The following is a 13,738-nucleotide window of genomic DNA, read 5'->3' as shown; positions in this document are numbered from 1 at the left end:
ATCCAAATAGTTCGCAGGCACGTGGGGATGGAGGTCACTAAAAAGCAGAAATGTACTGCCAGATCATCCCAAGCCCACTTTCTATTCTAGGTTAAAAAGTCAATGAGGCGAGTAGGAATGCTGAAATGCCTCCCTATCAGGAACAGAAAAACTGGACTTTTTAACAGGCTGCATAAGCAAAGGTAATCCCAATTTCGTTGGCAAGAATGGGTATTCGACGGGACAGGACCGGTAATCCATCGACTTTGCTGAGAATACGCTTGGCCCGCAATTCACTAGACTTTCGCCAAATGCGATGGCTTGCTGATGTAATTTACTTGGTTGTCCTCATTGTGCTCTCACCCGTGCTTCTGCCGCGCATGGCGTGGCGGGGGAAGTTGCGCACAGATTGGGCGGGGCGATTTGGGCATGTGCCTCCCTTAACGAAAACCAGAACGAGAATACTGCTCCATGCTGTATCTGTTGGTGAGGTGAATGCAATTCGTACGCTCGTTGATGTTCTAGATCAACGTGGCCTCGACATTGTTGTGTCAGTCACAACGGACACTGGTATTGCGAGGGCTGAATCACTTTTTGGTGACCGGCACCAAGTGGTGCGATATCCATATGATTTTTCTTGGGTTGTTTCCCGTTTTCTTCGTCGGATCGAGCCAGATGTCATTGCATTGGTCGAACTTGAGATCTGGCCCAATATGGTGGCGACTTGTCAACGCAGGAGAATTCCGGTTTGTGTGATCAATGGTCGTCTAAGTCATCGCAGTTTCCGTCGCTATCGTCTTGTTCGTTGGATGGTTCGGCCATCGTTTGGTCGCTTAGCAGTCAGTGGTGTTCAGTCAGAAGCATATGCCGAGCATTTTCGTGCTTTGGGAGCGTCGCCTGTGCTCGTTACAGATTCCATGAAATGGGATAACGCGGTGACAGAAGAAGTGGTACCGGGGGCTACTGAACTTGCAGAAGAACTTGGTATTGACCAGGACATTCCACTGGTGGTGGCCGGATCGACTGGGCCCAACGAGCCCGCATTATTACACCAGGCAGTGCCTTCTGATGTGCAACTACTTTGTGCGCCCAGGCGGCCGGAGTGGTTTGATGCAGCAGCCAGAGCAATGCCAGGTTGTATTCGGCGAACGGTTGTTACAGAAAAGCGTTTGCCGGAAAAGTCAAAAGCAACACGAAGATTTCTTCTTGACACAATAGGTGAGTTACGCCAGGCCTATGCACTGGCGGACATTGTGGTTGTTGGTCGCAGCTTTGGCAATCTATTTGGATCAGATGTGACTGAGCCAATCGGCCTAGGCAAACCAACAATAGTTGGGCCTGCTGTGAGTGACTTTACAGAAATGGTTACGGTGTTAGTAAAAGGGGGCGGTCTGATTCAGATCCCGGCCTCTGAATTAGCAGTGCAAATAAAAAAAATGCTTGATAACCCTGCCTATGCAACTGAGATTGGAAAGAGAGGTAGGGCTGTTATTCGTTCTCGTCAGGGCGCAGCCCTACGGCATGCCCGCCTCCTGCAAGCGTTGGTTAACGGTTGTGATCTACACAAGATGAGTACAAAAGAGGTCGCCGCCCTCATACAAGATGAGAGCGACGACGGAGAAGAAAGAGCAATGTAATATGAGCAAGATGTTTCTTGCGTTAAGAATCGCATTCTTGCTTGCAGATAAATTAAGCAGGTAGCCCGCCACAAGTGTTGCCACGCTTTCACCGGCAAGGAGCCGATCGTGACTGCGATCGTATGATATGACTTGTTGGGCACTCCAGTACCAAGAAGTGTTGTTTCGCTTGATGGAATTTGCGTAGATAGATAGGGTGCCCTACGCAAGTTTTGCGCCTCAGGGCAGCAGGTAGTCAATCATTTCGGTTTGAGCGTGATATAAGTGTGTGTGATTGAAACAACAATCATTGCATCGGAGTTTGAGGAAAGTGATGTGTTGCTACTGAGTTGTGATCATGCGTGAATCAGAATTACTCTCGCACATTTTCAAGAAGACCCCCGGTCCAACTGGGCCAGTGGTGGTCGGTCCAGGTGATGACATGGCTCAGCTCAAGCTAGATGAGATGAATCTTCTCATTGGTGTTGATCAGGTCATTGCAGGTCGGCACGTAGACATCAGTCGGGTCGGGCCAGAACTCGTTGGTCGAAAGGCAGTTTGTCGTTGTCTCAGTGATGTGGCTGCGATGGGGGCGAAGCCGATTGCAGGCGTCGTCACGGTGGCAATTCCAACCGGTGATGAAATGATCAATGACGCATGGATTAAGAAGCTCTCTGATTCGGTACATCAGGTGGGGCAGTCCTTCGGTTGTCCTATTGTTGGCGGTGATATTGCGGTGCTTCCGGAAAAGGGGCAGGCATTGGTTTTGACGGTAACCGTCTTGGCAACCAGCAATGATGGCCGGGTGCTTCTGCGGAGCGGTGCAGAAGTTGGTGATGGTGTTTATGTGACAGGTGAACTAGGTCGTACACTTGAGGCCGATGGGCACGGGCATCACTTACATTTCGTGCCGCGGATTGAATTATCGCTGCGTCTAAAGAAGGTTCTGGGAGAAGATCTCCATGCGATGATCGATCTCAGTGATGGTCTCGCACGGGATGCGGGACACATTGCCAAGGCATCTGGGGTTGGTATCGAGCTCGAAGGGGCCATGATTCCCCGAAGGAACGGTGCGTCACTCCATGAAGCAATTGCTGATGGAGAAGACTATGAACTGTGCTTTACATCCTCGTCAGCTGTCAATGAGGTCGATGGCATTCCAGTGGCGCGCGTGGGAACAGTTGTAGATGCCGCGCGATGTCATCCGTGTCGTGTGATCGTCAATGATGGCGCCACCTCCCAGTGTGTTGATGACCTTGGCTATGAACACATTTCAAGGGCACCCAATGCAGACTGAGTTCTTTACAGAATGTCCTGAGCAGACCCAGTCCTTGGCAGGGCGACTCGCTGTCGCACTGCCGCGTGGCGGATGCGTGGCTTTGGTGGGGGATCTGGGTGCCGGAAAGACGTGTTTTGTCCAGGGGTTACTCGAGGGATTGGGCGGCGACGCGGCTATGGCCAATAGTCCGACGTTTGTCATTTCAAGTGAGCACCCCTGCGGTGAGCAGGCTCAGTTGGCTCATATCGATGCCTATCGTCTTAGTGGTGAGGATGAATTAGCCAGTATCGGCTGGTCAGAACTTGTGGCCGATCCAGAAACCTGGATTGCAGTGGAGTGGGCCGATCGTATTGCCGGGCAGCTTCCCGCTTCAAGTATTACGGTGACGATCGAGCATGTTGGTCAGAGCCAGCGACGGATCATCATCAAATGGCCACCAGCGGCAGGGGCTCTACCTGATTGGCTGCAGAATGCGGCGTCTTCTCAAGTGTGTGTGGTCTGCGGGGTGGCTATTGACCAGGATTCCATTCCGTTTTGCAGTGATCGCTGCAAGATGGCAGATCTTGGCCGTTGGTTTAGTGGGTCTTACACCTTGTCGCGACCGCTGAAGGACGTTGATTGGGAAGATGCATAAGTCAGTGCTGAGTGCGATGCGATGACTTAGTCGCTGGTGGTGCTTTGGGCTTCTTCGCTAATGCCATAGATTTGGAAGCGGTGGCCAACAGCACTCCAGCCAGCCTCTTTGCACAGACGATCTCGGAGTGCGTTGAGTTCGGGGGCATTGAATTGCCGAGTCTTGCCCGTCTTGATGCAAACCATAGTATCGATCGGAGAGCGGCCATAGATGAGTTGGTAGTGCTCTTGCTTTGAGTCAAAAAGGGCGCCAGTAATGATTCCGGCGTCTTGTAGTAGCTTGATTGTTCGATAGATGGTTGCCTTGGAGACACGGTGGCCTTGTGACCGAAGTGTTCGCATCAGTTCGTCCGCTTCAAAAATCTCATCGCGTTCAATAATCGCATTGAGTATGTCAGCTCGCTCAGGCGTGTACTTGAGATTTTGAGATTTCAAGTAGCGACGAAAGATCGAACACAGCGGCGTCATGGCAGCGAGGTCGATTGATTCTGGAAGAGAAATTGATGGCTGAGGTTCGTTCGTCACAGTGGAAAGTGTAACGCGGTGCGAGCAACTATGGTGGCAGTAGGTGCATTTGGGAATGTAAAGGTACAGTGGGGCGATGGGACAGTCGCTTTCTATACTCGCATTTGAGCCATTTGATACGGGGTCACACCAGGCAACTCGGCAAGCAATATCACGGCACTCTCGGCATCAGTGGAGATGGCTGACGCGCCCCGGACGAGCATGGAAATGGCGAATGAGGTTGGGCAGCCTTGAGCTCTTGCAACAAATACGATTGCTGGGGCAAGAGATAGAGCAGCAACGTTTTGATGCAGTTTTTGCGACCAGCTTGTTGAATCTCGGTGACCTCAGGGCAGGCTTGCCATCACCAATGCGAATGATTCCCGTCGCGTTCTATCTTCACGAGAACCAGGCTGCTTACCCAAGCCGTCGAATCGAAGGCGTCGAAAAAGAAGCCCAGAAAACATGGGATGCCCAATTTGCTCTCACCAATCTTACGAGTTGCGCTGCAGCAGACATGGTGCTGTTCAATTCTCGTTTCAACCGCCATAGTTTTATAGAGGGCATTCGTGCCTTGGTTGCCCATAGTCCAGATGCCGAGCTAGGCAGCCTTATCGATCGCATTGAGTCAAATGCTCAAGTCGCATGGCCACCTGTTGAGGTGCCCGAAGATTTAGAGCCCGATCGCCTTGAGCGTGGTATTAACAAGCCGACTTTGGTGGTTTGGCCACATCGTTGGGAGCACGACAAGGGGCCTGATGAGCTTTTGGAAATAGCGATGCGTTTATCCGAGCCCTTGGATCTAAGGTGGATCATTCTCGGAGAGTCTTTTCGAGACATCCCACCATCAATGCGGCAACTGAAACAATCTTTGGCTGGACGGATTGAACACTGGGGTTATGTTCCTGAGCGTTGCGACTATTGGAGCCTCCTCAATAAAGCCGACTGGGTGCTCTCGACGGCTGACCATGAGTTCTTTGGGATTGCCGTCGTCGAAGCTTTGTTTGCTGGGTGCTTGCCGTGGCTTCCAAACCGATTGAGTTATCCTGAGTTGCTTCCAACCCAAGCCCAAGGACTCGCGCCAACGAATCCGCCTGCCTGTCCATCTGATCTTCGTCGTGAAATCGCCCAGCACCTGGAGCCTGCAAGAGCCCAGGCGGCCGTCGCAAGACTTGATGATCTGATGGAGCGAATGGTTCAAGCGAGCCAGTAAGGCGATCCTGGGGCCCAAGCTCAGAATCAGCCCTGGCAGTATCACCAGCCTAGGCCGCCGATAATACATATTATGTTAAATGGACTCAGTGGGCTCTAAAAGGGCTTTGGGCTTTCGAGTTCTCGATCAAGTGGTCTGTCGCCTAATTAGCCCGGGCTTGTCGTGTCTCTGTGCCAGCCCGCTGTTGTGGTTGGGTGTCCAGGCGGAATGCATCGTGGATGACCTTCAGGGCGTTGGGGCCATCGGCCTCCCTGACAAGACATGAGATTTTGACTGGCGTCGTTGTAATGGCTGAGACATTGATGCCGGCCTCTGCAAGGCTACTGAGCATGGTAGCTGTGCCTTTTGAGCTGGAGCCAAGGTGGGCACCAACCACGGAGACTCGGGCAAGGTCTATCTCCACATGGACATCGACTTGGCCATAGTCGGCCAGGGCCTGATCAACCATCTCACGCGTCTCCTGAAGGTTCTCGCGAGCAACCGTGAATCGCACTGCAGAATCTGCGGGATCTCCGGTGGCCCTGGAGTGCTGTGAAAGGTCGTGAATGAGGAGATCGGCTTCATCGAGGCGCTCGTAAAACGACGCGTGGGCACTTGCGTCGCCTGGGAGGCCTCTCACATGAATTCGAGCAAGATCTGGCGTCAAAGCGCCACCGATAACAGCAACCTCTTCCATGAGGTGTGACTCCTTTACGATCCGCGTTCCCGGGCCTGGCAAGGCACTATGCCTGACATGGACCGGCACGCCATAGCGTTGCGCAATCATGACGGCGCGAGGGTGTACAACCGCCGCACCAAGAGTTGCGAGCTCGACCATGAGCTCGTATGGGATTTCATCAAGTCGGCGTGCATTGGTGACATGCCGTGGGTCTGCTGTGTAGATGCCATCGACATCTGTCAGGATCTCACAGGTGCCGGATGGGGCCTCATGTGCCCCCCCACTTTTGAGTTCGGTATCAGAATAGGGCTCTTTTTGGGTACCAACCCCCAACGTGGCGGCCAATACCACGGCAGTAATGTCTGAGCCACCACGACCGAGCGTGGTGATATGGCCCTCGTTGGTCACGCCTTGGAAGCCAGCTGCGACCACGACCCGCCCAGCATCTAAATGGGCTTGTATTCCAGCACGGTCGACGGACTGGACTCGTGCCCGGCCATGGGCGTCGTCCGTGGTAATGCCCAACTGACGCCCTGTCAGACAAATGGCATCAGCCCCATGATCCTTGAGAGCCATGGCCATGAGGGCTGTGGAGACCTGCTCGCCGGTGGCCATCAGCGTATCGAGCTCGATACGTCCTGGATGATGGCTGACCTGTCGGGCGAGATCAAGAAGATGATCGGTGGTACGCCCCATTGCCGAGACAACCACAACGACTTGGTGCCCCTGCTGAGAGACCGCATGGGCCCGAGCTGCACATTGCATAATGCGCTCTGGGTCGCTGAGTGAGGAGCCGCCGTACTTCTGAATGATTGTTGCCATGAAGTCACTATCTATATCGGCGATTCTTAAGACGCGACGCAAAAACTGTTCAAAAGAGAATCTTGGAAAGGATGGCTAGCGAGCAGTCTCGCTGCGTGTTAATGGTTTCTGTGGTGTGGTGGGTTCATCTGGATAGAGGTGAGAAACGTACTTTCCATAGCCATTGAAGATTGGTGTTGGGAATGTTTCTCGAGGTTTAGAACCGAGCCAGAACGAGGTTGATTGAGGCCATCGTGGGTGCGGTATGTTTGGATTAACATTTGAAAGAAAACCATACTCACTCTTGTACGGTCCACCTGACCAGAAGGTTGCTGGCTGCTTTTCCGTCAACTCAATCCGGACGATTGACTTTGGATTCTTGTATCCATACTTCCAAGGGACAATGATTCGCACTGGGCTTCCATTCTGCTTTAAGAGTGGCTGCCCATACATGCCAGTGACCAACATTGCCAGTTCATTCATGGCTTCATCCATGCGAAGAGCTTCATGGTATGGCCACTGGTAACCAGCGCCACCCATTCGGATGCCTGGCATTTGTGCTGGTCGATCTGCCGAGACGAATGCGACATACTTGGCATCTGATTTTGGCTCGACTTTTTCTAGCAGTTTGGAAAGTGGCGAGCCAACCCAAGGCACATTCATGGCCCATCGCTCAACACAGCGGAATGTGTAGAGTCGTTCTTCAAGGCCAAGTTTAATGATGTCATCAAGATCAAATGTCTGTGGCTTGTTGCATTGGCCTGTGACTTCTATTTTCCAGGGTGTGACCTCGAACTTGTCTGTTAACGGATAGACGAAGCCGCCTTGTCCTGGCAAGAACTCATAGAAATTATTATGTGAAGCAGATACGATTTTCTTCGTGGTTTTTTGTGGAACCGTCTTTGGTAGCGGGAACGACTTGTTTTCTGTGACTGTTGCGCCTGCCGGCCATTGCAATGGCGGCGCCGTGACTTTGGCCTGCTCGGCGCTCGTCAGGTCGTCAGACTGTGCATTGGCGGCGCAGGCGCTCATCTCTAAGGCCATTCCGGCGCCAGCGCTGATCGCCATTGTCTTAAGGACTGAGCGGCGAGAAAAAACGATGTCAGGCGAAGTGGTACGCGCGTCACTGGTGAGTGATGTTTGCCATTTGTGGTCGGTTTTCTTTGTCATGGCCGAGTGGTCATCCTTTGTTGTTCTCGCATCGAAGTCCTTGATAAATACAGCAAATACCCATGGTCATGGGATGCACGCTTAGGTCACTAAAGCCGCCTGATTCGAGTAAGTCCAGCATCTTTTTGCGTGACATAAAAGTTTCAATTGATCGAGGAAGATAGCGGTATGCACCAGATCGGTCCCGCGCAATCCAGCTTGCAGTCCGAGGCATCACATGGTGACAGTAGAAATGATTGAGCAAACGAAAAGGTGTGAATTGTGGTTCAGAAAATTCGAGTACAAGCAGTCGGCCACCAGGCGCTAAGACACGGTGGAACTCGCGGATTGCAGCCTCAGGTGAGGTGACATTGCGAATGCCAAAGGCAATGCTCAAGATGTCAAAGCTGCCGGATTCAAAAGGGAGGTCCATGGCATCCCCAAGAACATAGGTGGGGTGTGTGGGCCAGCGACGCCTCGTCATTTTCTGGTTGGCAACATCGAGCATGGCTTGGTTGAAGTCCATGCCTGTCACGGAAGTAGGATTCGAGCGTGCGAAAGCTTCGGTGAGGTCACCGGTGCCACATGCGATATCAAGGATTCGATCTGAAGGTTTTACGGAGGCCCTTCTGACCAAAGCCCGTCGCCAAGCTTGATCTCGGCCAAAGGAGTGAAGCCGATTATTGAGGTCATAATGTGGGGCAATGGCCGTGAACATGTCGCTGACTTTCTCAGCCTTACCAGCATTGCCATGCGGGTCTGCTTGTAGATCACTTGTGGACCAGCCAGTTTGTTGTGGTGAATTGCCCATCAGTTGTAATCATAGAGGAGAAATCAATGGAAGCGCCGATCAAGTCATATCTTGTGGTTTGAGGTGGAGCGTGCTGGCTGGCCCTGAGTGCCCCAAATTAAGGTGATTATGCATCATGAGTAAGCGAACCAAGCCAGACGTCCGGCCAAAGAGATCAATCCATTGCCGAATTGGGGCCGCGGTTTGTGTGGCCTTAATTAGTTTAGGCGGCTGTACGAAGAATCCCGCGACTGGGCGCAGTCAGCTGCTGGTCCTGAGTCAGAGTCAAGAAATTGCCATTGGGCGTGAGGCAGCGCCGGAGTTAATCAAAACATATGGGGGAAAGCTCCGCAATTCAGCAGTCCAGAAATATGTCACCAAGGTTGGCAAAAACATCGTTCAGCAAGTTGAGGGGCAATATCAGGATCTGCCTTGGACCTTCACGGTTCTTGATTCTGATGTGATCAATGCTTTTGCGCTCCCAGGAGGGCAAACATTTATTACCCGAGGATTGTTGGAGCGTCTCGATTCAGAGTCAGCGCTCGCCGGTGTTTTGGCTCATGAGATTGGACATGTCACAGGGCAACACATTGATGAGCAGATTTCTCACTCCACCGTTGCGGGCGCTGTGATCGCCGGTGTCGGGATTGCGGTCGGGCAAGATCAAGATGGCATCGCCTCCTATGTGCCCCTCTTTGTCAATGTGGGTGGCCAGATGTATTTGCTTAACTTCAGTCGCGACCATGAATCTGAAGCCGACACCTTGGGGGTTCGCTACATGGTGGAAGCTGGTTACGATCCCGAGGGTATGGTCGATGTTCTTCGGGTTCTGGGCGAGGCTTCCGAGGGCGGTTTGCCCCCAGAGTTTCTCTCAACGCACCCTCATCCCGATACGCGGATTGAAACCATTACGAGGTTGCTGAGAGGTCGGTATGCGTTTGCGGTGAATAATCCTGAATATAAAACTGGTCGGGGTGCCTATCAGAAGATGCTTGAGAGGCTCTGAGTGGTGGTTACCTCGTCAATCATGGCTTTTTCAGAAAAACCAGGGGTATGGTTTCTTTCTCTGAGGTATACAATTCTCGAAGTCTGAAGCAGCTAGCCGATCAACTCTTTCCGGGCCCCCTAGTTTTGGGGATCCATTTGATCTCACTGGAGTACCGAACCCATGATCATTGATCTTCATACTCAGATCTGGTCCCATCTTGACCAACTGGGGCCGAACGTGGCGGCCTTGTTTCGAGAGCGAGATAAGCAGCAGTCTGGTCGCTCTGATGGCGCCCCTCAGAGACATGAAAGAGAAATGCAGTGCGTCGATATCAGTGTGGTCCTGGGATACCGTTCACAGCGAACCGGTGCCCTTGTTCCAAATGAGCTGGTGGCTGAATATGTCGCGGCGAAGCCGAAGGCGAGGCTTGGAATAGGTGCTGTCGATCCCCTGATGGATGATCCTGTTGGTCAGATCAATCAGATCAGCGACCTAGGGCTTGTTGGCGTGACGATGTCACCTGCCGGCCAGGGGTTTCACCCTACTCACTCTCAGGCGATGCGAGTCTACGAGCGCTGTTGCGAGCTCGGCATGCCAATCTTCATCACACTTCATGCGCCAATGGATACACAGGCTGTGCTGGAATTTGGGCGACCAATGCTCTGGGATGAGGTTGCGAGGAACTATCCTGATCTCTCTATCCTCATTGGGCACCTGGGCCACCCATGGATTGATGAAACGCTGCTGCTGTTAGATAAGCATTCCGGTATCTATGCTGACGTCGCTGGCGTCGCATCTTCGCCATGGCAGCTCTATCAGGCGCTTCTGTCGGCCCAAAGTCTCGGTGTCATGAACAAACTGCTGTTTGGCTCCGGATTTCCTCGAGAGACGCCCGCCAAGGCCATTGAGTACATGTACTCAGTCAACCAGTTTAGTCAGGGCACAGGCTTGCCAAATGTGCCTCGTTCGCTCGTTCGTGATATTGTTGAGCGCAATAGCCTGGCATGTCTGGGCATTGATGTTGAGTTACCCACGCCTCAAGTGGAGATCGACAGGGAAATACCTGTGATTTCCGAAGTAGGCAATCAATTGACGGATTGATAGTCCTCCCTGCTGATCTTTGATTTGGCATGGGAATTAAGGATGCGACCTGTGCGACAACTGGCGATCGTCTTGTTCTGGATATTTGCCGTAACCACCGGAGGCTGCTCGCCTCAACTTGTTTATGAAGCAGTTGTGCCCGCCGGTACTTTTTATGCCAGTAGCCTGCGTGATGACCCGGTCGTCCTTTCGGCGGATTTTTCCCAGGTGGTCTTTTCTGGTGACGAGTACACAGAGGCAACCTTTTGGATGAGCACCGTCTCAACAGAAAGTCTGCTCAAGGGCGAGATTGAAGATGGCCAGATTGTTCATGTAACTATTCTGTGGACACCTCTTCCCGGGATGACACCGATTGACTCGTCTGCCACGAATGCAAGTATTCGTTACATCCTTTTTGTAGATGGCGAGGTTGGTATTTATCAAGGGGGCGGTTTTGCGATGACTGTTTCGCCGTTCTGGTCCAGCGAAACTCGCATTTCGTTGCGGGATGCAACGCTGCGCCTGGCGACGTCAAGTCCAGGTTTTCAAGATCTTCTTTCGCCGGCTCAGTTGACTGGTATTGCCAGCGCAGTCGATAATGCAAGGGAGACGCGCCGGTTTTATTATGGAACTAGTCAATTAGTGACTGACCGATTGGGTGTTCCCTGGTTAGTGCGATCGAGGGGTTCCTATTCAGCGTTCCAGTTAGCATTGCAGCGACTAAAGAGCGCAGCGGCGCTGCAATAACGCCACACGCGTTGGCAATATGAGTAGCGGTATTCTTTTTGAGATACTGGTGGCCGCAGTTTTAGGCAGCAGTGATCTTGCTTACACGTACACGCAGGTAGCCTTGGCGGTGGCCTTGTTTACGCTTGTAGCCCTTGCGACGTTTGAACTTGATGACATCAATTTTGTCATCTTTGATTTGGTCAAGAACGTCAGCTTTTACTGATGCGCCATCAAGATAAGGTTGGCCCACCTTGGCAGCACTCTTCTTGTTGGTATCGCTGACAAGAAGGACGCGATCGAATGTGACCGTCTTGGCTTTTTCGCCAAGGTCACGTAGATCGATATCAATGACCTCGCCTTCGGTCATTCTGATCTGAGTTCCGCTGTCTTCGACGATGGCGTACATGGGTCACTCCTGATTATGGCATCCCAGGTCGCAGCAATCACTGCTCAATGTTGCCTGGTGCCGTTGGCCCCCGATTGTCGGGCCGGGCATCTTACCGATCAAACAGCGCCGGTTCAATATTCTGGGCTCTAGAAAACCCTGCTGGTGGGGAAAGTCCTCATCAAAAGGGTAGGATCCGCCCTCTCAGCTTCTCCCCTGTCGGGATCGCTGGCCCGCTGGTGACTACTTGTAGACATCCCAGTAGATGCCTTACAGTGCTTCTAGGGGGCTTATGGAACCTCTCACGTCAGATGGGCTGCACGGATGCTGCGAACGGTCGATAACCTTGCCTGGGTGACACCATTGTTAGCGGACACCAGCTTTAGCCCTTGGGATTGGGTGATTGTCGGAGTTTATCTGGTGGTGGTGGTCGCGGTGGGCGCCATCGTCGGGCGTACCAATCGAACCAAAGATGAGTTCTTTTTGGCCAGTCGACAAATGCCGGTTTGGGCAGTCGCGCTGAGTGTGCTAGCAACAAGCCAATCGGCAGCCACATTTATTGGTGGTCCGCAACAGGCCTACGTTGGCAATCTGACCTACTTCGCCGGTAATCTTGGGGCGCTCATAGCAGTGCTCATCGTTGGCCTGGTCTTTTTGCCGGTCTTCTACCGGCAAGGTGTGACCAGCATCTATGAAGTGGTGGGTCATACGTGCGGGCCGGTCGCTCAAAAATGCGCCAGTGGCATGTTCATGGTTGGGCGGGTCTTTGCATCCGGGGCTCGCCTTTACATTGTTGGTATCCCCTTTTCGCTGATTGCATTTGGTGATATTGAACCTGCGCAGATGATGTTCTCTTTGATCATCATTGCGTCTGGTGCAACGATTTATACGGTGCTTGGGGGCATACGCGCTGTGATTTGGACTGATGTTCTCCAGTCCATTGTCTATATCTCTACCGTTGTGGTGGCTTTGATTATCTTGTGGAACAAGATTCCGCTCTCGGCCACTGAGACCTTTGATGCACTGAAAACGACATCTGATGGCAATAAGCTCACTCTGATTAATACCAGTTTGAGTTTGACTGAGCCATGGACGATCTGGTCAATTGTCTTCGGTATGACGCTCTTTAATTTGGCGGCATACGGTACAGATCAAGATCTTGCGCAGCGCATGTTGACTTGCCGTACCGCTCGCAGTGGCATGTGGGCGATTATTTGGGCCAATATCGTGACCTGGCCGGTCCTGCTTTTATTCCTTGCTATTGGACTATTGCTCGCCATCTTTTATGGCATGCCTGAGCTCATGGGCGATGCTGGCGGAAGACTACCTGATAACGATACGCGGAAAGTGTTTCTTGTTTTTATCCTCGAAGAACTTCCAACTGGGATTCGTGGATTGATGCTGGCAGGTCTTTTTGCTGCGGCCATGAGTAGCATTGACTCTGCGCTGAATGCCATGGCATCTACTTCGGTCGCAGATTTTTATCGTCCTTGGCATCGTTGGCGCCATCAGCGAGATCCGGCCCCTGCAAGCGAGCTTCGCGTGAGCCGTTTTGCCGTTGTTGTCTGGGCAGTGACCTTAGCGCTCTTTGCAATGGGGTGCGTCCTGGTGCAACACAATGCCGAAAACAGGGTCTCTCTTATCGATTTTGCTTTAGGCGTGATGGTCTTCGCCTATAGCGGGTTGCTGGGGGTCTTTCTTACTATTCTGCTGACGCCCCGAGGCAATGCTTGGTCTGCCATCGCAGCCCTGATTGTGGGTTTCATTGCAGTTTGGCTCTTACAACAAGATTTCATGAGAATTGAGGTTGAGACAGCGGTCTACCGCCCGCTCTGGTTCGGTTGGCAGATGCTAGTTGCGACCAGCTTGAGCTTCTTTGTGTGCGCAATGGGGTCACGTGGCCCAGGCCAGGCGACAAAGACGGTATCCTGATG

General features: G+C 52.4%; 13 protein-coding genes. 8 read left to right on the top strand and 5 right to left on the bottom strand.

Going from position 1 to position 13,738, the window contains the following annotated elements; translation table 11 throughout:
• Positions 1-260: 260 nt before the first annotated feature.
• The 3 genes from P8J86_08760 to tsaE all read left to right on the top strand — a co-directional run bounded on the left by P8J86_08760 (position 261) and on the right by tsaE (position 3,508).
• The gene (locus P8J86_08760; GenBank protein ID MDG2054785.1) at positions 261-1,616 is read left to right on the top strand and encodes a glycosyltransferase N-terminal domain-containing protein; all 1,356 of its coding nucleotides are present in this window, start codon (positions 261-263) and stop codon (positions 1,614-1,616) included.
• A 337-nt stretch (positions 1,617-1,953) separates the two neighbouring features.
• Positions 1,954-2,892, top strand: coding sequence for a thiamine-phosphate kinase (thiL, locus tag P8J86_08755; GenBank protein ID MDG2054784.1), 939 nt, complete (start codon positions 1,954-1,956; stop codon positions 2,890-2,892).
• Positions 2,858-3,508, top strand: coding sequence for a tRNA (adenosine(37)-N6)-threonylcarbamoyltransferase complex ATPase subunit type 1 TsaE (tsaE, locus tag P8J86_08750; GenBank protein ID MDG2054783.1), 651 nt, complete (start codon positions 2,858-2,860; stop codon positions 3,506-3,508). The genes thiL and tsaE overlap by 35 nt, the downstream gene beginning before the upstream one ends.
• 26 nt (positions 3,509-3,534) lie before the next feature.
• Here the strand turns inward: tsaE and P8J86_08745 are convergent, their stop codons facing one another.
• A complete protein-coding gene (locus tag P8J86_08745) occupies positions 3,535-4,032 on the bottom strand; it encodes a transcriptional repressor (GenBank protein ID MDG2054782.1) in 498 nt (165 codons plus the stop codon).
• A 76-nt stretch (positions 4,033-4,108) separates the two neighbouring features.
• On the opposite strand from P8J86_08745, the gene P8J86_08740 reads away from it, so the two are divergent.
• Complete coding sequence (locus tag P8J86_08740) at positions 4,109-5,224, top strand: DUF3524 domain-containing protein (GenBank protein ID MDG2054781.1); 1,116 nt, start codon at positions 4,109-4,111, stop codon at positions 5,222-5,224.
• A 142-nt stretch (positions 5,225-5,366) separates the two neighbouring features.
• Here P8J86_08740 and P8J86_08735 read toward each other — a convergent pair whose 3' ends face one another.
• From P8J86_08735 to ubiE, 3 genes are all read right to left on the bottom strand, one after another.
• On the bottom strand, positions 5,367-6,704 hold the full coding sequence (locus P8J86_08735) for an aspartate kinase (GenBank protein ID MDG2054780.1): 1,338 nt from the start codon (positions 6,702-6,704) through the stop codon (positions 5,367-5,369).
• Between the two features lie 75 nt (positions 6,705-6,779).
• Positions 6,780-7,853: a protein-methionine-sulfoxide reductase catalytic subunit MsrP gene (gene msrP, locus P8J86_08730; GenBank protein ID MDG2054779.1), complete on the bottom strand. Its 1,074-nt coding sequence runs from the start codon at positions 7,851-7,853 to the stop codon at positions 6,780-6,782.
• Positions 7,854-7,863: 10 nt separating this feature from the next.
• Positions 7,864-8,643, bottom strand: a complete 780-nt coding sequence (ubiE, locus tag P8J86_08725) for a bifunctional demethylmenaquinone methyltransferase/2-methoxy-6-polyprenyl-1,4-benzoquinol methylase UbiE (GenBank protein MDG2054778.1) — start codon at positions 8,641-8,643, stop codon at positions 7,864-7,866.
• A 115-nt stretch (positions 8,644-8,758) separates the two neighbouring features.
• On the opposite strand from ubiE, the gene P8J86_08720 reads away from it, so the two are divergent.
• The 3 genes from P8J86_08720 to P8J86_08710 all read left to right on the top strand — a co-directional run bounded on the left by P8J86_08720 (position 8,759) and on the right by P8J86_08710 (position 11,437).
• Entirely contained in the window at positions 8,759-9,628 is an 870-nt protein-coding gene (locus tag P8J86_08720) for a M48 family metallopeptidase (GenBank protein MDG2054777.1), read from the top strand.
• A gap of 162 nt (positions 9,629-9,790) precedes the next feature.
• Complete coding sequence (locus P8J86_08715) at positions 9,791-10,711, top strand: amidohydrolase family protein (protein ID MDG2054776.1); 921 nt, start codon at positions 9,791-9,793, stop codon at positions 10,709-10,711.
• Between the two features lie 42 nt (positions 10,712-10,753).
• Positions 10,754-11,437, top strand: a complete 684-nt coding sequence (locus P8J86_08710) for a hypothetical protein (protein ID MDG2054775.1) — start codon at positions 10,754-10,756, stop codon at positions 11,435-11,437.
• 61 nt (positions 11,438-11,498) lie between these two features.
• Here P8J86_08710 and rplU read toward each other — a convergent pair whose 3' ends face one another.
• A complete protein-coding gene (rplU, locus tag P8J86_08705; protein MDG2054774.1) occupies positions 11,499-11,825 on the bottom strand; it encodes a 50S ribosomal protein L21 in 327 nt (108 codons plus the stop codon).
• 303 nt (positions 11,826-12,128) lie between these two features.
• Between rplU and P8J86_08700 the strand changes: the two genes are divergently transcribed.
• The gene (locus P8J86_08700) at positions 12,129-13,736 is read left to right on the top strand and encodes a hypothetical protein (GenBank protein ID MDG2054773.1); all 1,608 of its coding nucleotides are present in this window, start codon (positions 12,129-12,131) and stop codon (positions 13,734-13,736) included.
• Positions 13,737-13,738 lie beyond the last annotated feature (2 nt).

The organism is Phycisphaerales bacterium, assembly GCA_029268515.1.
GTDB lineage: Bacteria > Planctomycetota > Phycisphaerae > Phycisphaerales > SM1A02 > JAQWNP01.
This window is presented reverse-complemented; position numbering and strand designations above follow the sequence as displayed.